Annotated in this window: 18 protein-coding genes and 1 pseudogene; 3 read left to right on the forward strand and 16 right to left on the reverse strand. The window is 40.3% G+C overall.

All coding sequences use genetic code 11. From position 1 onward, the window contains the following. Positions 1-18: 18 nt before the first annotated feature. From BSM4216_RS09120 to BSM4216_RS09135, 4 genes are all read right to left on the reverse strand, one after another. Positions 19-807, reverse strand: a complete 789-nt coding sequence (locus tag BSM4216_RS09120) for a sporulation protein (RefSeq protein WP_048623511.1) — start codon at positions 805-807, stop codon at positions 19-21. 360 nt (positions 808-1,167) lie between these two features. Beyond that, positions 1,168-2,211 (reverse strand): IS30 family transposase, encoded by a 1,044-nt coding sequence (locus BSM4216_RS09125; RefSeq protein ID WP_048622401.1) that lies wholly within the window; start codon positions 2,209-2,211, stop codon positions 1,168-1,170. A 175-nt stretch (positions 2,212-2,386) separates the two neighbouring features. Further along, the gene (locus BSM4216_RS09130; RefSeq protein ID WP_003354952.1) at positions 2,387-2,569 is read right to left on the reverse strand and encodes a YozD family protein; all 183 of its coding nucleotides are present in this window, start codon (positions 2,567-2,569) and stop codon (positions 2,387-2,389) included. Between the two features lie 127 nt (positions 2,570-2,696). Then, complete coding sequence (locus BSM4216_RS09135; RefSeq protein WP_003354951.1) at positions 2,697-3,344, reverse strand: hypothetical protein; 648 nt, start codon at positions 3,342-3,344, stop codon at positions 2,697-2,699. A 476-nt stretch (positions 3,345-3,820) separates the two neighbouring features. Here BSM4216_RS09135 and BSM4216_RS09140 point away from each other — a divergent pair, with 476 nt between their 5' ends. Beyond that, positions 3,821-4,051, forward strand: a complete 231-nt coding sequence (locus tag BSM4216_RS09140; RefSeq protein WP_048623512.1) for a YozE family protein — start codon at positions 3,821-3,823, stop codon at positions 4,049-4,051. 109 nt (positions 4,052-4,160) lie between these two features. Here BSM4216_RS09140 and BSM4216_RS09145 read toward each other — a convergent pair whose 3' ends face one another. The 5 genes from BSM4216_RS09145 to msrA form a co-directional block, all read right to left on the reverse strand. Further along, positions 4,161-5,633: an NAD(P)/FAD-dependent oxidoreductase gene (locus BSM4216_RS09145; RefSeq protein WP_048623513.1), complete on the reverse strand. Its 1,473-nt coding sequence runs from the start codon at positions 5,631-5,633 to the stop codon at positions 4,161-4,163. Between the two features lie 777 nt (positions 5,634-6,410). Next, complete coding sequence (locus BSM4216_RS09150; protein WP_048623514.1) at positions 6,411-6,623, reverse strand: YjcZ family sporulation protein; 213 nt, start codon at positions 6,621-6,623, stop codon at positions 6,411-6,413. A 109-nt stretch (positions 6,624-6,732) separates the two neighbouring features. Further along, complete coding sequence (locus tag BSM4216_RS09155; RefSeq protein WP_048623515.1) at positions 6,733-7,233, reverse strand: PTS sugar transporter subunit IIA; 501 nt, start codon at positions 7,231-7,233, stop codon at positions 6,733-6,735. Between the two features lie 6 nt (positions 7,234-7,239). After that, positions 7,240-7,686, reverse strand: a complete 447-nt coding sequence (msrB, locus tag BSM4216_RS09160) for a peptide-methionine (R)-S-oxide reductase MsrB (RefSeq protein ID WP_048623516.1) — start codon at positions 7,684-7,686, stop codon at positions 7,240-7,242. After that, the gene (gene msrA / locus BSM4216_RS09165; protein WP_048624471.1) at positions 7,676-8,227 is read right to left on the reverse strand and encodes a peptide-methionine (S)-S-oxide reductase MsrA; all 552 of its coding nucleotides are present in this window, start codon (positions 8,225-8,227) and stop codon (positions 7,676-7,678) included. Before msrA ends, msrB begins: the two co-directional genes overlap by 11 nt. A gap of 288 nt (positions 8,228-8,515) precedes the next feature. On the opposite strand from msrA, the gene BSM4216_RS09170 reads away from it, so the two are divergent. Next, complete coding sequence (locus BSM4216_RS09170; RefSeq protein WP_048623517.1) at positions 8,516-9,202, forward strand: DUF4397 domain-containing protein; 687 nt, start codon at positions 8,516-8,518, stop codon at positions 9,200-9,202. Between the two features lie 125 nt (positions 9,203-9,327). Then, the gene (locus BSM4216_RS09175) at positions 9,328-10,701 is read left to right on the forward strand and encodes an RsmF rRNA methyltransferase first C-terminal domain-containing protein (RefSeq protein ID WP_048623518.1); all 1,374 of its coding nucleotides are present in this window, start codon (positions 9,328-9,330) and stop codon (positions 10,699-10,701) included. A gap of 81 nt (positions 10,702-10,782) precedes the next feature. Here the strand turns inward: BSM4216_RS09175 and BSM4216_RS09180 are convergent. The 7 genes and pseudogenes from BSM4216_RS09180 to BSM4216_RS09210 form a co-directional block, all read right to left on the reverse strand. After that, positions 10,783-11,911 (reverse strand): annotated as a pseudogene (locus tag BSM4216_RS09180) (zinc-dependent alcohol dehydrogenase). A 316-nt stretch (positions 11,912-12,227) separates the two neighbouring features. Then, positions 12,228-12,806 (reverse strand): YpmS family protein, encoded by a 579-nt coding sequence (locus BSM4216_RS09185; RefSeq protein ID WP_003354938.1) that lies wholly within the window; start codon positions 12,804-12,806, stop codon positions 12,228-12,230. After that, positions 12,807-13,613 (reverse strand): SGNH/GDSL hydrolase family protein, encoded by an 807-nt coding sequence (locus BSM4216_RS09190; protein ID WP_003354936.1) that lies wholly within the window; start codon positions 13,611-13,613, stop codon positions 12,807-12,809. A gap of 1,220 nt (positions 13,614-14,833) precedes the next feature. Next, a complete protein-coding gene (locus tag BSM4216_RS09195; protein ID WP_003354935.1) occupies positions 14,834-15,085 on the reverse strand; it encodes a DUF2535 family protein in 252 nt (83 codons plus the stop codon). Positions 15,086-15,411: 326 nt separating this feature from the next. Further along, positions 15,412-16,455, reverse strand: coding sequence for an IS30 family transposase (locus tag BSM4216_RS09200; protein WP_048622401.1), 1,044 nt, complete (start codon positions 16,453-16,455; stop codon positions 15,412-15,414). Positions 16,456-16,632: 177 nt separating this feature from the next. Further along, positions 16,633-17,427, reverse strand: coding sequence for an ABC transporter ATP-binding protein (locus tag BSM4216_RS09205; protein ID WP_003354934.1), 795 nt, complete (start codon positions 17,425-17,427; stop codon positions 16,633-16,635). Further along, complete coding sequence (locus tag BSM4216_RS09210) at positions 17,402-18,421, reverse strand: ABC transporter permease (protein WP_048623519.1); 1,020 nt, start codon at positions 18,419-18,421, stop codon at positions 17,402-17,404. Before BSM4216_RS09210 ends, BSM4216_RS09205 begins: the two co-directional genes overlap by 26 nt. Between the last annotated feature and the right edge of the window lie 53 nt (positions 18,422-18,474).

An 18,474-nucleotide genomic window follows, 5' to 3' on the forward strand; every position in this document is an offset into this window, starting at 1 on the left:
TATTCAATCCTTGCTGTCTTACTTACCCCTTTTAAGGGATAAACCACACATGATCTTTTGTTCCAACAGTTTCCTCAAAACGGACAATTCTTGATTTGTGACAGAAAACCGGATTTGATTTTCATCTATCGCTATTACCTCGCTTAAATATCCAGCCAATCCTCGAGCCCGACGGTCCACCTCCATGAATATCTCAATCCGATCTTCCGTTTGTGCCAGAAACACGATTTCCAATTCATCCAATTTCCCTAAAAACATTCCGCTCCCTGGAATAAATTCGAATACCTGAATAAACGGATAGTTGCAGCTGGTACGGAAAAATGTTTGTTCACACTCTACTTTTCGAAGCCGAAAACCTAGTTTCTCCATTTCCTCAAGCACCGCGGATGTCATTTGGTTAGGACGCACGGCAATGTAATCTTCGTCTTGAGGATTCACTGCATTCTTAATATCCAATCCGGTTTGAACCCAAACACGCGTACTACCATATGTTAAAGGAGCATCTATTGGCAGAGTAAAGGAAAAAGGAAATACTTTCGTTTCATTGGCCTTCATTAAAAACGGATCGGTAATTTGATGTTGTTCAATAGTCGCCGTGTCTGTATACGGATGACCATCCTTTTGGAAAGTATACATTGCATTGACGGTAAGATAAATAGAATCTATTGTTTGCTCAGTAACCCCTCCATATACTTCTACAACACCACGTATCGGATCTCCAGCTTTGTAACTTGTATATTCTAATTTCGTATCCACTCTTGCGCTTCCTATTCCAATGCTTGTCAACACTTTTGTGAAAATGGCCATTCCTTTTCCCCCTATTCCTTTTTCACTAATCTTACGGTTCAAGAGTCGATTCGTTTCATTTTTTTATTTTCCATTTTCTTTCTTAGGATGTACTTTTTCGAATCCTGTTTGGAACGCTCCTTTTTTAAAAAATAAAAAAGCTTAAATTGCAATATTAAATGCAACAAGTATTGAAAGACCAGATAACCCATGATTAAGTAGAATCGGGACACTCTGCGCGACTTGACGTGGAGTGGCGGGCATGGTAGCCTGGTTGGCCCAGCCAGTACCGTATACCTGGCTTCATGGCTGGTAGCCATGCCCGCAGAGGCTCTTTGTCAAGTTGCTAAAAACCAACCCTTTGGGTTAGCTGGCTTAAGGTTAAGAAGCTAAGCCAGCTAACTCTATTTGGAAACACTCCTCAGGTGTACGATAATTGAGGATCTTCCTTGGAAGATGGTTACACCAATTTTCAACATAGGTAATGGTTTCGTCTGCCACAGAGGAAATGGGTCTCCCCTTTGGTATGAAGCGCCTAATAAGGCCATTATGACGCTCGTTGGTTCCTCGTTCACAGGATGTGTAAGGGTGTGTAAAATAAACCTCTGTTAGATCTTTTTCAACACTAAGGCCGAGGTCAGCAAATTCAGAACCGTTATCAGCCGTAATGGTTTTAAACACTTTAGAGAACCGATTACCATAAGACACTTTCAACTGAGATATGACTTCTGAAACGGATAGACTATCCTTGGCTGTCACTCTCAAAATTATTTCTTTACGGGTTTTGCGCTCAGTAAGAGTCAATAAGGCCTGATCTTTAGTCTTCTTGCCTATAACCGTATCAATTTCCCAGTGACCAAACTCTTGGCGTTCATTGACTTCAATTGGTCGCTCATCGATACTGCGTCCTAAGATCTTCTTATTCTTCCGGTTACGTTTTTTCTTGGTGTTCAGGGTAATTTTCATAGGTAGGTCAATGTTTTTAACGCCTATAAGTCCTAGATCAATATAGTTATAAAGGGTCTTGGTGCAAACCATTTTGTCTTTGAATTTCCCATCACGTTTGGCTCTCCCACATACCGCATCAGGAGACCATTTCTTATCAAGGATCTGAGTTTCGGCATACTTAATAAACTCGATGGCATCGTCTAGTTTTAGCTTGCGGCCACAGGCTTTCCTGTTTCTCTCATAGAGAAGTTGACCTGTGTCTGGAAAATAGACATGAACAATTTTCCCGTTGCTTTTTCTTTGTGGCACTGTACCTCTTCTTAACTCACGGGAGATGGTGCTTTTGTGACAACCAACATAATCTGCAATCTCCTGTTGAGTCTTACCAGCAGCGTGTAAGGCCGCAATTTTCCCACGGTCATAAGCCGTTAAGTGTTTGAAATGCCGAGCTCCTATGGTAGAATTAGTAATTGCCATAGATAAATCCTCCGTATCGATATTGTTTTAGTCGACTTAATCATACGTGGTTTATCTATGGTTTTTCATTTTTTATGCTTGTTGCATTTGATTATACAACTAGCCAAAAATAAAAAAGCAAGTGGAAGGCAAAATTCCAACTCGCTTTTTTCAACATAATCTGTTTACATTCTGGCTATTCACTTTCATCTTCGTCTTCATCTTCTTCTATGATGCTTTTCGCTAACAGATATTCAAATGTAATATCTGCTAATTCATCTACCTCGGACTTGTTAGGAATAAACCCTCTTTTTACTAGTTCACCGTAAAAAAATTCAGCAATCTCTTCCGTATCAATATACACTTCTGTTTCTCTCATCCATTTGCCCCCCTGCCCGTTGTTTTTTCTTCTGTTATGTTTCTCTCTTATACTAGAAATTTCCTGCTTGCCCCCTTTTATTACATATTATTCACGCTCATCCAATCTATGATTCCTCATTTTCTGCTCATTCGGATTTTTGGCTTCTAAGTAACTGGGCATGTTTTAATTTTTCTTTTATTTCCTTGACTTTCACCCGATAAAATTCATCTTGAAAATAGTGATACAGCTGCTGATAATCATTCAATTCATCAAGCAGGCGATCAATTAATATTTCCGGGGACTCAGGAGCAGGCAATCCTTTTCGTTTCGCTTGCGATGAAATCAGCAATAATTCCGTTTTTTTCAAAATTCTTTCTGCTTCCTCATGATCCGCTACCAGCTTTAATTCCTCTTCTTGCGCTTCCAGCCATTCTCCGTCAGGTATACGAGTCAATTCATATATGATATCTTCCCATGCATCTTCTTTATATCGCCATATTTCCGTTCGACATCCTATAATTTTAAACAAATCGTTTTCGCATCCCTTTACTCTGACAAGATCTCCAAAAGAGTATTTATACTCGATGAAGAGCCGTTCTAAATGATTTTCTCCTCCTTTATACTCCGTTAAAAAAGCAAGGGTGTTTTCTTTAAACAGTCCTTCGCTTTTATTAATTTCGTACACAATTTCCCCATCCAATTGCTTCATATTGGTTACGACGCCGACCGTTCCATATATGGTAATCACTACCGTATCACCGATTTGAAATTTAGGTCGTTTTCTTTTTTTCACGGCCTCCCATCTCCTTATAGATACCTTTTTTACACTATATGCTGAAAGAACTTGGCATGCTCACTTCTTTCCTCTCACTTTTCATCCGTTCTTTTCGTCCATTCACGCTTAACCTTTCCCTAAGTTTTTCCCACGCTAAAAATCGTTCATAGAGCATATCATCTTCCCATTTTCAAAGGTCATTCTTATGGAATTTTTCTCCAAATGAAAATTTCTTTTCATATTTTACGACGGGCCATCACACATTTTTGTTTTCATATTGACCACTTATCCTATTGAGGAGTAAAATGAATCAAAAAATCGAACTTGTCTTCGTTCAAACAAATAACAGTACTAATAGAGTCTTACTTTTTCAGAAAAGGTTGGCTATTTACAGGACGAAGTAAATATTAGGAAGTCGAGTTTCGATAAGAAGTTTTTGATCCATGCGTAAAATCAATCCCGTGCTTATACGGTTTCAAAAAAGGGGGGATTTGATGGGAAAATCATTCTATCACTACATGATGAAATATAGGGAAGAACCGCCGAGGGACGATATTTCCCGTTTTGCCAATCATCTTTTCTTAGACCATAGCTTTCCGAAAAAATCGGAAGATTATCATGAGATTTCCAATTACTTAGAGATGAATGGCGATTATTTGAAAAGCATGTCCATATTTGATGAAGCCTGGGAGCTTTATAAACAGGATGAAAGAATAATTAGTTAATTGTCTAAGGAAACCGAGTACCTATCCAAAAGCCGTTTTTTTCAACGGCTTTTGGATAATGGATGGTTCTGAATGACAGCAGAAAAGATATATTGTACATGATGCAAAGTTATACATTTTGAGGAACTTTCTCATTTTGCTTGGTTGAACCAAGTTTCTCCACAATATCTCTCGCGATCCATACTCCACAAGCACTGGCTTGAGCTAAACCACGCGTAATACCTGCCCCGTCGCCAGCCGCATATAATCCAGAAATTTCCGTCTCAAAACGATCATTCAGTTTAGGACGAGCCGAATAAAATTTCGCTTCTACTCCATAAAAAAGAGTATGTTCTGACGCGATGCCCGGTGTAACATGGTCGAGCGCCTCGATCATTTCGATCAAGCTTTTCATCGTGTTGTATGGAAGCACTAAACCTAAATCACCCGGGACAGCTTCTTTTAAAGTCGGAGTAATAAAACCTTCTTTGATTCTTTTCAGTGTGGAACGTCGACCTTTTCGTAAATCGCCGTATTTTTGTACAATAATTCCGCCGTTTGACAACTTGTTGGCGAGGCTGGATACTTCGTGGGCGTATTCATTCGGCTGATCGAACGGATCTGAGAATGTATGAGACACCAGCAAAGCAAAATTGGTGTTGTTGCTTCCCAGTTTAGGATCTTTGTAGGCATGACCATTAGCCAACATCGTTCCCGTATGATTTTCCACTACTACATGTCCGGACGGATTACTGCAAAACGTTCGAACCTTTGTGCCAACAGAAGTATTAAATACAAATTTTCCTTCATACAGATGGGTATTGATTTCTTCCATGACAATGTTCGAAGTTTCCACTCGTACGCCAATATCCACTTGGTTATTGATCATTTTCAGACGACGCTTTTTCAATAATTTCGCAAGCCAAGTCGATCCATCTCTTCCTGGCGCCACCACCACTTTTTCAGCCGCAATCGTCGTTCCGTCTTTTAAAACGATCCCTTTTACTACATGACGATCTCCTTGTTTTTCCGTAGCCAGATCTTCTACTTCTTTTTTGAAAACCATCTCAATTTTGTCTCGCAAGTATTCATATATGCTTTTTAAAATGGCTAAGTTTTCTTCGGTGCCTAAATGGCGAACCTGAGCGCGCAGCAGCTTTAATCCTGCGGCATATGCTCGCCGTTCGATCGCTTTTACTTCCTCCGTTAAAGGATCGGTAATGGATTTCGTCGCACCATGTTTCAAATTAATGCTGTCTACATAATGAATGAGATCCAGTACGGTGGAATCAGGTAAATAGTCTGTCATCCAACCGCCAAATTCACTTGTTATATTAAATTTCCCATCCGAGTACGCCCCTGCGCCTCCAAACCCATTTGTAATAGAGCATGCAGGATAGCAGCCGGCAAATGATTTTTTGCCCACTGCCGGAGGACATTTTTCAATTTTTTTCTCCAAAATCGGGCAGTGCCTCCGGAAAATATCATGACCTTTATCGATTAACAAAATTTTCGCTTGAGGTAATTTTAACGACAGTTCATAGCAGGCAAATATTCCTGCCGGTCCTGCTCCAACGACAATGACATCGTATTTATGGTTCACATTGATCTCCCTCTTTCTCCGATCTTTCTACCACCACCTTACCAAATACCACCATTCTCGTCAACAAAATTACGAATAATAATTTCTTATAAAGAAATTATCATTCGTAAATAAAACGTTTCCTTGTAATTAAACTATAAATAATAATTAATAATGCCTTTATAAACGAATATTGTCTTTTTAGAGGCGAATCGGTTTTTAATAATAATTGAAAAACACTAATTGTACAATTATTAAATACACAGTATTATTATACCGAAATAAATAGTCTTAAATTTAAAAATTTTTGTAATTTTAGATGACTTGGATTCATTCTAACCCGTTCTGAAGAAAATTAAAAAAGACCCAGAATGTTTTTTTGTGTTAGAGAGATAATTGAATTAAGAGGTGTAGTAAACTTGAATGGCGTTTTAAACAAGTGGGATGTGAAAAGATTCACCCTTTTGATTGAGTTGAACAATCAAGAAGTACAGACTTACACAATAAGCAAGGACTTCAAAAGGGATGAATAAGTTTTATGGAAAAGTGGATTTAATCTTCAACTTGTTCAACTTTAATATAAGATAAAAGGAGAACACTTATATACGACTAATATGTGTTCTCCTATTTTTCAAACTTTTTATTTATCATTTCCTGCTTCATCATCATGGCCTGCCGTTTAAACGACATTCGCGAAAGCAAACTCCCGGAAGATTGAAAGGCTTCGTAAAGGTTGAGTGTTGAAACATTTTGTCAACCTATTCAGCCATCGCCGCCGCCTTTTAAGGATTTAGCGATTTATTTCGATGTACCGTAGCAAGTTGCCCCAATGATAATCAGCAATATAAAAAGGACAACGATGAGCGCAAACCAATGGTTGTATCCGCAACTAGAACCATAAGCATAAGGGAATCCGTAGCCAAAGCCGCTGCCGTATCCATAACCAGATCCAACTCCATATCCTACTGGTTCATATCCTGAAAAGCAATCATATCCATGGTGATCGTGCATACCTTTCACTCCTCGTTGATTGGGCTTTTTCTCTTACATTAGTTCAAAGTATGCATTTGCCCCATGGCAGGATTGGGTGTTAGCCTAAATTCATTCTTATCCGTTTCTGTTATTTCACTGTAACGGTAAGCAATACCTCTTCTCCGGCTGTTACAATATCATTTTCTTTTTTTGCAATGTTTTCAATCATATCGCCATTCGTCACGATGATGGGTGTGATGGTGGAATTCGCCTTTTCCCGTATTAAATTTAGATCAAATGTGATGAGAAGATCCCCTTTTTTTACTTTGTCGCCTTGGGAAACATGACTTTCAAACCCTTCCCCTTTCATCGAGACCGTTTCCAGCCCGACATGGATCAAGATTTCGGCCCCATTGGCGGCTTTTATTCCCACAGCATGTTTGGTTGGAAATATTTGCATGATATCACCGTCAAAAGGGGCCACTACTCTTCCGTCGCTAGGTTCAATAGCCATTCCGTCTCCCATCATTTTTTCAGAAAAGACAGGATCAGGCACTTCTTCAAGTGAAAGGATTTTGCCACTTACAGGTGTGTAAACATCTATTTCTTTTGACGGCTTCCCCTTTTTCCGGAATAGCCATTTAAACAAGACTGTTCATCCTTTCTCTTCTTTATCCTCAAACAAATATAAATAATCAGCGTATCCTTCTTCGGCCATTTTCTCTTTCGGAATAAATCGAAGAGCGGCGGAATTAATGCAGTAGCGAAGGCCTGTCGGTGCTGGACCATCATTGAAAACATGTCCTAAATGCGAATCAGCTGTTTTGCTCCGTACTTCCGTTCTGATCATAAAATGGCTAAAATCTGCTTTTTCGACCATCTCTTTTTCGTCAATCGGCTTTGTAAAACTAGGCCAACCGCAGCCAGCGTCATATTTATCCTTCGAGCTGAATAACGGCTTTCCGGAGATGATATCGACATAAATGCCATCTTCAAAGTGATCCCAATATTCATTTTGAAAAGGCGGTTCTGTTCCTTGATTTTGCGTTACTTCGTATTGAATCGGAGTAAGTTGTTTTTTTAATTCTTCTTTATTCTTCATTTTCATGATCCCCCCAATGGTTTTTGATAAACTGTTCCCGCCCGGATCCGATCACATAAGCGTTGTATCTGAGAGGAAATTTTTTATAAAAATCCTGATGGTAGTCTTCTGCAGGATAAAACGGTTTTGCCGGCAAAATTTCTGTTACAATCGGTTGAGAAAATTTACCGCTTTCTTCAAGCTTTCTTTTTGACTGCTCTGCTAGTTTACGCTGTTCTTCATTATGGTAAAAGATGGCTGTTTTATACGAAGATCCCCGATCATAAAATTGACCGCCGTCATCGGTTGGATCAATTTGCATCCAGAAAATATCGAGCAATTTTTCATAAGGAAAAAGTTCAGGATCATAAGTGATTTCTACCGCTTCACGATGCCCTGTCGTTCCACTGCAAACCTCTTCATACGTAGGATTTGGCTTATGGCCGCCTGTATATCCAGAAAAGATTTTTTCAATTCCCGGCAGTTGGTCAAACGGTTTGACCATACACCAAAAACAGCCACCTGCAAATGTCGCTTTTTCTAAACGTTTTTCGTTGGTCATCGGTCCTTCACCTCGTTTTCTTTCAAAATACCTTCTGCTACTTATTTTAGCGTTTTTTCTTAAAAAGAAAAGCAAAGCAACCGGACATGGAAAGATTCCCATTTCTTTTAATAGAAACAAAATTTTTCCGATCAATCCAACGTTTTCGTTAACCTGTGATATCCAATTAAAAGGCTTCTCATTACATATTCAGAGAAAGTGGAAATTCATTTTCATTTAAAGGTTTAAATGACGGGCATATCACACTTCTCGCCGGCGTACAATGACTTTGAAAGTGGAGGTGAAAAAATGAAAAATCGCAACTATTTTTTTCGTTCTGATCAAAACTTAGAACGAAAAACGCTTTTCCCTAATTATCCAAAATATCATATAGCTTCGAAACTGCTAGCCTCTTCTCCTCCTCTAGCGCATATCCGCTTTTTTCATGCTTCTCCCGATTCGCAGAAATTGGACATTTATGTAAATGAACGTATGCTTATGCGCCGGCTGACCTTTCAACAAATCAGCGAAACGATACTTTTTTCTCCCGGCCTTTATTTCGTCGACATATATCCCTCCGATAAAACGTGGGATCCATTAATCAGCGAAAAAATTCTATTATATCCTGGAGATCATGTGTTATTGGCCGTATGCGGGATGCAGAAAAAAGTAAAATTGATTCGATATCCGAGTGATTCCTTTGTTCCCCGCCACGAAACAAAGCTGCGTTTTATTCATTTATCACCTGATTCTCCGCCGATCGATGTAGTGACCGAAACCGGCGACCTCTTTTTTCAAGACGTTTCATTTAAAGAGGCAACCGAATATATCGGAATGACGCCCATGACTGCCGAGTTTACTTTCAAACTGGCGAACGGGTCTTATTCTTCTATACTGGAAATACTCCTGGATCCGGGGCGGATTTACACGCTGATATGCACGGGCTCCTCAAACAGCGAGATACCTGTTGATTTTCTGTTAATCATCGACCATTAGCGGCCGGCTGTCCCGCCGCTTTCCTATTGCTTTTTTCCAAAAAACATAATAGCATTATGTTTGTCTTTGGCGACGGGAAAACCCGGCAAGCCGGGGCTTATTAGGCAAAAGAAAGGAGCCCTCTCATGGATTATCTGCCCTCCGACTTTCTTCAAAAAATGAAAACATTGCTGAAAGAAGAAAGCGAAGCATTTTTCGCTACCTATAAACAAGAAAAAACATCCGGCCTGCGTATTAATCCGTTAAAAGTTTCTTTCGAACAATGGGAGGAAATTTCTCCGTTTGCGATGAATAAAATTCCCTTTGTGGAAAATGGCTATTATTACCGCCGGGAAGATGCTCCAGGAAAGCATCCTTATCATGCAGCCGGCCTATATTATATACAAGAACCAAGTGCCATGTTTGTGGCAGAGCAGCTCGAACTATCACAAGGAGATATGGTTCTCGATCTATGTGCAGCACCGGGGGGAAAAACCACTGCCATTGCCGCACGGCTCGGAAACGAAGGGGTTTTGCTATCAAACGAAATTTCGGCCAAAAGGGTCAAAGCATTATCAGAAAACGTCGAGCGTTTCGGACTGACAAACACGGCCGTGATAAATGAGACCCCGGAAAACCTTTCCACTCAGTTTGAAGAATGTTTCGATAAAATCATCGTGGACGCTCCGTGTTCTGGAGAAGGGATGTTTCGAAAGGACCCGGAAAGCTGCCAATATTGGAGCGGCGATTATGTGGAGTCGTGTCATCATTTGCAGCTGGAAATTTTGTCTCACGCTTATGCCATGTTGAAAAAAGGAGGCATTCTTCTCTACTCGACGTGCACTTTTTCTCCGGAGGAAAACGAGCAAACCATTGAACAATTTGTCAATACGTTTCCTGAGATGGAAATATTGCCGATTCCACACAGTCATGGTGTTTCCCCCGGTCGTCCGGAATGGACTAAGACGCATTTTTCCGACATTGCAAAGACGGCTCGCCTTTGGCCGCACCATCTCCAAGGAGAAGGACACTTCGTTGCAAAATTACGGAAAACAGGAGGAAATGAACATTCCGCCCCCATCATGAAAGGGGCAAAGTTGCCTAGGGCACAAGCCAAACTGTTTCAACAATTTATCGAACAAACCTTTGTTCACTTTCCTTTCGAATGGGACCGGCTTTTTTTGAAAAATGACCGCTTATATTTTGTGCCGGAACGAATGCCGGATTTGTCATCGTTAAAGACTGTCCGAATAGGACTTCCTATTGGAGAATTTAAGAAAAACCGTTTTGAGCCGCACCACTCTCTGGCGCTTGCCGTCCAAACAAAGGATGTACGGCACCATTTCGAACTCGAACAAAACGGAACGCTTTGGGAACGCTATTTGCACGGAGAAACGATTCAAACCGGAAAAGACCGGGGCTGGATACTGTTAACCATTCATGGCTTCCCGCTAGGCTGGGGCAAGGAAGCAAAAGGAATCATCAAAAATTTTTATCCAAAAGGTTTAAGACTGTCTTGAATAGACGTTGCTTAGTTTTTTATATTCATGTTTTTAAAAGGCAGCCATCCTTATGAAAAGGAATGCTGCCTTTCGTTGTCTTTACGGTTTCAGAACTACTTTAATGCAATGATCTTGATGATCATTAAATATTTTGTAAGCATTGGGTGCTTCGTCAAGGGATACTTTATGAGTAATAATCTCTTTCGGATCAAATTCTTTCTTCACTATTTTTTCAAATAGTTTCGGCATAATCGGAATGACCGGTGCTTGCCCCATTTTAATGGTAATATTTTTTATCCATAAGGCGCCTAATTCAAAATTATTGTAGTTGCCCCCATATACTCCCGTAATTTGAATCGTACCGTTTTTCCTGACAGCTTTTGCAGCAATTTTCAAAGGACTAAGGGTTCCGCCTTGCAGCTTCAATTTTTGCCCCACGAATTCAATCGGTGTTTTTTTCCGTCCATACCGACGGCGTCAATCACCTTGTCTGCGCCTCCTCGGGTGATTTCCTTTAGGTATTCCCCCATATCATCGTATTCAGCAAAATTAAACACCTCAACATGATTGATCTTTTTTGCGTGTTCTAAGCGATAATCCAAATAATCAACAGCTATCACGCGTTTAGCGCCTTTCATCCAGGCGAACTTTTGCGCCATCAATCCGATAGGTCCACAGCCAAGAACGATAACGGTATCACCCGGTTTCACATCGGCATTTTCCACACTCCAGTAAGCAGTAGGCAAGTCGGATAAAAAGAGAAGAGATTCATCTTCTAATTTACACGATTCTGGGATCACAAAAGGAGTAAAATTTCCAAAAGGGACTTTTAAATATTCAGCTTGACCTCCTGGATGGTTTCCGTACTTTTCTCCAAAGCCGAAGTACCCCCCTGAATCATAATATTCATTGGAATTATCGCATTGGCTCGTCATGCCGTGTTCACAATAAAAGCAATGGCCGCAAGCAACATTAAAAGGAACGACGACCCGATCTCCCTTTTTTACTTTCGTCACTTCAGGACCAACTTCTTCCACAATGCCCATTGGTTCATGACCAATCACGTAACCTTTCGGCAACGAAGAGTTTCCTTGATAGAGATGAAGGTCTGACCCGCAAATGGCGGTAGTTGTAATTCGAACAATCACATCGTCTTTTTTTGATTTTTTGGATCCTCTACTTGTTTTACCTCTACATGATTAGGCCCTTGATAGGTTACAGCTTTCAACTCAACCCAACACTCCTATCCAAAAATTAGTTCCAACCACTGTGATTGATTTATGGATCGTTAATGTGGAAGGAATAATAGAAGTGTTTTCCGCAATACTTTTCTTCATTCAGACAAACTAAGAACGGTCTGTCAAAAAAGGAACGGAAAAACGGTACTAGTAGTAGTATAAGATTGTCGTCAAACAGTTGGTGCGAATTTAAAAAACCACTCCATTTAAAGGAGCGGTTTTGTATGGTTTCATGTCAGTTTTCCTCTTGTATCAAAAAGGAGAGCAATCATTTTCCTTTTTTGATGACTGTCGTCTTTTTTTCATTCATTGCACGGGAACGAGCAATGTGAACGAGATTCGATCTTTAGGAAGATTAAATTCATTTACCCGTATGCTGACATTGTTCTTCAGATTCATTCTTTTTGTGGAGACATAAATCATTTTTTGGTTAGGGAATATCCGTACCCAATCCGGAAAATGATATGATTCTTGGGCAATTTTCAGTACATAGGAAGGCGGCAAATGTAACTCGCCAAGCGACATTCCCTTTTGTTTTAATACGATATCTCCATTTTTCAACGCTTTCGGTTCAAACGTCATATTAAAATGAACCGATGTAGAAAAAAGGTCTAATTTTCCGGTTAATTCGACATCGTCCTTTAGATTCACATAATAATCAATGGGAGTGTCTCCTTTTTCTTTCGCAATATACGAGTTAATCACTTTATTCAGATCCTCTTTATTCGTTTCCAAGTGAAATGGAATCGTTTTGCCTACGTTTTTTTCCTTAGGAATTTCTCCTTGATCCACTGGCCAGAAAATAAGGCCGATGAAGACGATGATGATGAAAAGGACCAAGCCTAATAAAAGAAAAAAAGCTCTTTTCCACTTATTTGCACTCATTTACTGTTTCTCCTCTTTCTCTAACACTATTTTCCCATTTGTTAATTCTTCTAGCTTTCTCCCTTTGATAGTTTGATAGATCCGATTAGCCATCAATTGGTACCCTTGATCATTCGGATGAAAATGATCATTGAATAATAAATTTTCTTTTTGACGGTAAAAAATATCATCAATGCTAACAAAAACGGCGTGAGGAAATTTTTTTACCACTTGTTTGCTGGCTGCATTCCAATGATAAATCACTTGATTAATTTCCCTTATATCGGAAAACCATTCTAAAAATGGATTGTAAATACCGATAAGGACGATCCCTACATGAGGATTGTATTGACGTATTGTCTTGAAAATGGCAAACAGCCGCTGTTGATAAGGCTTTTCTTCTTGTAGAAACACGTTTGCGTTTAAATCCATGAAATGATCTCGAAGGATTTTCATTACATCATTTCCACCGATTGTAATAAATACCATATCCGCTTTTTCTATGGCTGATTTCATTTGCCTTGTCTTTAAGCGTTCGAGCAGCTGATCTGATCTCGTCCCTTTAATTCCATAATTTTGAAATTTAGCACTTTTTACCATTTTCAATTTTTCCAAGTCTTTTTTCAAATAGGGAATATAACCACCTTTATTCGTACTGTCACCTACCCCTTGGGTTAAGGAATCCCCAATGGCAACCACCTTCAAATCTTTAGGTACCACTTTTTCGGTTTGTGACTGAACCGTTTTTTCGGATCCTCCTATATAGGAACAACCGGCTACCGGAAAAAGCAAAAGAAAAGCGAAGAAAATATAGGCTGCCGATTTCACTGAATGGTCTCACCTCGCTGCAGATAAAATCTTAGCTGTGGGTTCCACTATGAAAATAACATATTATGATGTTCATAACGGAAAAGTTTCACTTTATTATAACACGATAAAAAGTTTCCTAAATAAGATTTCCGTACCATTTCGGGTATTAACTCCAAATCGATGCAGCCAAACCACCTTTTCAACCAAAACACTCCCTTCGTTTCAAACCGAAGAATGAACAATTCAAAACATTTCCTCATTTTCCAAAACTCATCCGGAAACGTCGGAAAAGGCTCTGCGTCATTACGATTGCAACGACTGTGCCGTACACAATCACCATGTTGATTGATGATTCTGTTAAAAGCAGCCCCTTGCGTTTCATAGAAAGGACATTACCAAATGGCCAAAATAATGTCGTATACTTCATAGGATGAATAAGGAAAGGAAATGGTGAAATAATTCATACCATATATCTATCCATACAGACAAAATCGAGTAGGAGGGAGCGATTAACTCCCGTCCTCTCACACCACCGTACGTACGGTTCCGTATACGGCGGTTCAATTAAGATAATTGACGCAAGTCTTTATAACTTCCGTGAATAGCTGTTCTCTTTATGCCAGTGGTCACTCCACCCTCCAAGAGGTCTCCCACGGGATTCACCGCTTCCTCCCTCAAGTGAGGTACTACGTTTTCTGTGTTCATCATGACTCACTGAATACCAAGGGCTATTCTCTCTTAATTGTTCGGTCCTTCTTAGTTGTTCTAGACCAACTAATACTATGACCTCTGCTGACTTCTGACGGTTCAGCTACTTATCACTAAGTAGGTTATGAAGAGTACTTCACATATCCGCCAGACCTCCCCGGGTAAGTACATGCACTTTCACACCATCTATCCGCCTCATTTACTCGATATGACCTTCGACAGAAAGAGCTTTGTTTTGTTATGCAAACTCACTCAATCATACCTAGCCTTATATGAGGTTCGTGTTCCTCGGACCGGTGTTTTGCCTCCAGCTTCCTTCAGATTCCGCGTCACCACGGACACCCTTGCTCTTGGCTAACCTCTACTTCTGTCTTCGGGGTTCGGGACTTACACCCTATAGTTCATGTACATGCCGGGCGCACATACAAAAAAGAGTGCATGGCTTCCTGCACTCTTTGTAGATTCATTTGCACAAAACGTGGAATCATATCCGCAAATGTCTTTTGATTTTGTATAATTGAAAAATAGGATTATGCATTGTTTTTCAGGATACTGGATCCGTATAGTTGTTCATAATCCGGCCATCTTAAAACTTTTTTCAAGTAATCGCGAAACGAATAGAACGGCCGTGGATTCTGAGCATAGTAGATTCTGGTCATCATGGTCTCTAAACGAATTCTTACGCCAACATAGAAAGGGTTATCCTCCTCCAATACAGGAATTTCACTGATTTTTACCCTTTGGCCTTTCTTTGTCTGAAACTCAATCGCTTTGAGTATCAAAATATCATCCTCTTTTAACCCGTTTATTTTTATTATACTCCATTTTGAGCTTAAAAGAATGCATAATGACCTAAAAAATTTCTTTTCTTTTTCTTTTTCTTTTTAACTTAAATTGCAATATTAAATGCAACAAGTATTGAAAGACCAGATAACCCATGATTAAGTAGAATCGGGACACTCTGCGCGACTTGACGTGGAGTGGCGGGCATGGTAGCCTGGTTGGCCCAGCCAGTACCGTATACCTGGCTTCATGGCTGGTAGCCATGCCCGCAGAGGCTCTTTGTCAAGTTGCTAAAAACCAACCCTTTGGGTTAGCTGGCTTAAGGTTAAGAAGCTAAGCCAGCTAACTCTATTTGGAAACACTCCTCAGGTGTACGATAATTGAGGATCTTCCTTGGAAGATGGTTACACCAATTTTCAACATAGGTAATGGTTTCGTCTGCCACAGAGGAAATGGGTCTCCCCTTTGGTATGAAGCGCCTAATAAGGCCATTATGACGCTCGTTGGTTCCTCGTTCACAGGATGTGTAAGGGTGTGTAAAATAAACCTCTGTTAGATCTTTTTCAACACTAAGGCCGAGGTCAGCAAATTCAGAACCGTTATCAGCCGTAATGGTTTTAAACACTTTAGAGAACCGATTACCATAAGACACTTTCAACTGAGATATGACTTCTGAAACGGATAGACTATCCTTGGCTGTCACTCTCAAAATTATTTCTTTACGGGTTTTGCGCTCAGTAAGAGTCAATAAGGCCTGATCTTTAGTCTTCTTGCCTATAACCGTATCAATTTCCCAGTGACCAAACTCTTGGCGTTCATTGACTTCAATTGGTCGCTCATCGATACTGCGTCCTAAGATCTTCTTATTCTTCCGGTTACGTTTTTTCTTGGTGTTCAGGGTAATTTTCATAGGTAGGTCAATGTTTTTAACGCCTATAAGTCCTAGATCAATATAGTTATAAAGGGTCTTGGTGCAAACCATTTTGTCTTTGAATTTCCCATCACGTTTGGCTCTCCCACATACCGCATCAGGAGACCATTTCTTATCAAGGATCTGAGTTTCGGCATACTTAATAAACTCGATGGCATCGTCTAGTTTTAGCTTGCGGCCACAGGCTTTCCTGTTTCTCTCATAGAGAAGTTGACCTGTGTCTGGAAAATAGACATGAACAATTTTCCCGTTGCTTTTTCTTTGTGGCACTGTACCTCTTCTTAACTCACGGGAGATGGTGCTTTTGTGACAACCAACATAATCTGCAATCTCCTGTTGAGTCTTACCAGCAGCGTGTAAGGCCGCAATTTTCCCACGGTCATAAGCCGTTAAGTGTTTGAAATGCCGAGCTCCTATGGTAGAATTAGTAATTGCCATAGATAAATCCTCCGTATCGATATTGTTTTAGTCGACTTAATCATACGTGGTTTATCTATGGTTTTTCATTTTTTATGCTTGTTGCATTTGATTATACAACTAGCCTTTTTCTTTTTAAAAAAATTTGGAAAAAAGACCTCCATGTTCTTTATCGAAGGAAAAGCAGCAGCCATCTGTTTACGCCAAAATCGTGCGGTCGTTGAGCAATTTTTCACCTTTTATCTTCTGGAATTCTTCCAACAGTTTTTCGACCGTTAATGTCCTTTTTTCTTTTTCATCGGCTTCAAAAATAATTTGTCCCTTGTCCATCATAATTAAGCGATTGCCGAGATCGATAGCTTGCTGCATATTATGCGTCACCATGAGAGTCGTCAAATGGAACGTTTCGACGATCCTTTTCGTTAGGTGGGTGATCAGTTCCGCTCTAGATGGATCAAGGGCTGCAGTATGTTCATCGAGCAATAAAATTTCGGGTTCCGTAAATGTAGCCATTAACAAAGACAAGGCTTGCCGTTCCCCACCTGATAAAAGCCCCACCTTTGCTTGCAGCCGATTTTCCAATCCCAATTCCAGCATTTGCAATTTTTCTTTAAACAGTTCTTTTCTTTTTTTAGTCACTCCGATCGATAATGTACGTCTTTTCGTACGATTGTAAGCAATAGCGAGGTTTTCTTCAATGGTCATGGACGGAGAAGTACCCGCCATAGGATCTTGAAACACTCTTCCGATTTTCCTTGCCCGCTTATGTTCAGGAACGTTGGTGACATCAACTCCGTTTAAACGTACAATCCCCAAATCAGGAGCTAACTTTCCGGATATGATATTCATTAAAGTAGATTTTCCCGCTCCATTGCTGCCGATCACGGTGACAAAATCCCCTTTTTTCAATTGTAGATCAAGGTGATGTATCGCTACTTTTTCATCAGGAGTTCCTTCATAGAAAACTTTATAGATTTGATTTAATTCCAGCATCTGTTTCACCTCGATCCGTTGCTGCACGTATCCTCATCAAAACCCGCTGCTTCTTCATTTGATGTCTTCGATACTTTTCAATCAATTGTGGAACGATTAACGCTAGAACTACGATTGCAGCTGTAATCAGCTTCATATCCCCCGTATCGAAAAATTGAATGCGAAGTGCCAGCCCAATAATGATTCGGTAAATAATCGCACCAACGATAACCGCCGCAGTGGCTCGAATAATAGTTTTGTCGCCGATGATCGCTTCGCCAATAATGACTGACGCCAAGCCTATGACGATCATCCCGATTCCCATGCCAATATCGTTAAAACCGTTGTATTGAGCGATCAATGCTCCCGAAAAAGCAACAAATGCGTTGGAAAGACCAAGTCCTAACACTTTCAACCAATCAGTGTTCGCCGAGAACGTTTTGATCATATTTTCGTTGTCTCCTACAGCACGAATGCTTAAACCAATTTCGGTTCGCATAAACCAATCGATCAATTTTTTCATACAGTAAGCCAGCACTAGCATAATGATGAATATACCCCACGTTTTCGGAACATATGCGCCAAGACCCGCCAACTCCAGCCAATGGTTGATCGCTTGGTCGATTCCTAGATGATTCCACCACTTGGAAATGATCGTGATGACCGTATCTTCAGCCAGTAAAGGAACATTTGGCTTTCCCATGATGCGAAGGTTAACGGAATAAAGAGCCGTCATCATTAAAATCCCGGAAAGCAGCGGATTGATCTTTCCTTTTGTGTGCAAGAGGCCTGTTATACATCCAGCTAAAAAGCCGGCAAGAAATGCACAACCTGTTGCTATAAAGGGGTTTATTCCGGAAACGATCATAACGGAAGCCACTGCACCTCCAGTCACGAAGCTTCCGTCAACCGTTAAATCGGGAAAGTCTAATATGCGAAAAGAAATGTACACTCCCAATGCCATAATGGCGTAAATGACGCCTGCCTCTACAGACCCAAACAAAGAAGTAAACATGCTCATCCCTCCAAGAAGCAGTCAAACAAACTGCTCTGTTCACCCTTGCCGTT

This window comes from Bacillus smithii (assembly GCF_001050115.1).
Classification (GTDB): domain Bacteria; phylum Bacillota; class Bacilli; order Bacillales; family DSM-4216; genus Bacillus_O; species Bacillus_O smithii.

Excerpts from the sequence above, each read along its gene's own strand:
- BSM4216_RS09140 (WP_048623512.1), top strand. The coding sequence starts at position 3,821 with ATGGGAAAATCATTCTATCACTACATGATGAAATATAGGGAAGAACCG.
- msrA (WP_048624471.1), bottom strand. The coding sequence starts at position 8,227 with ATGACCAACGAAAAACGTTTAGAAAAAGCGACATTTGCAGGTGGCTGT.
- BSM4216_RS09200 (WP_048622401.1), bottom strand. The coding sequence starts at position 16,455 with ATGGCAATTACTAATTCTACCATAGGAGCTCGGCATTTCAAACACTTA.
- BSM4216_RS09205 (WP_003354934.1), bottom strand. The coding sequence starts at position 17,427 with ATGCTGGAATTAAATCAAATCTATAAAGTTTTCTATGAAGGAACTCCT.
- BSM4216_RS09120 (WP_048623511.1), bottom strand. The coding sequence starts at position 807 with ATGGCCATTTTCACAAAAGTGTTGACAAGCATTGGAATAGGAAGCGCA.
- BSM4216_RS09125 (WP_048622401.1), bottom strand. The coding sequence starts at position 2,211 with ATGGCAATTACTAATTCTACCATAGGAGCTCGGCATTTCAAACACTTA.
- BSM4216_RS09170 (WP_048623517.1), top strand. The coding sequence starts at position 8,516 with ATGAAAAATCGCAACTATTTTTTTCGTTCTGATCAAAACTTAGAACGA.
- BSM4216_RS09175 (WP_048623518.1), top strand. The coding sequence starts at position 9,328 with ATGGATTATCTGCCCTCCGACTTTCTTCAAAAAATGAAAACATTGCTG.
- BSM4216_RS09130 (WP_003354952.1), bottom strand. The coding sequence starts at position 2,569 with ATGAGAGAAACAGAAGTGTATATTGATACGGAAGAGATTGCTGAATTT.
- BSM4216_RS09150 (WP_048623514.1), bottom strand. The coding sequence starts at position 6,623 with ATGCACGATCACCATGGATATGATTGCTTTTCAGGATATGAACCAGTA.
- BSM4216_RS09210 (WP_048623519.1), bottom strand. The coding sequence starts at position 18,421 with ATGTTTACTTCTTTGTTTGGGTCTGTAGAGGCAGGCGTCATTTACGCC.
- BSM4216_RS09185 (WP_003354938.1), bottom strand. The coding sequence starts at position 12,806 with ATGAGTGCAAATAAGTGGAAAAGAGCTTTTTTTCTTTTATTAGGCTTG.
- msrB (WP_048623516.1), bottom strand. The coding sequence starts at position 7,686 with ATGAAGAATAAAGAAGAATTAAAAAAACAACTTACTCCGATTCAATAC.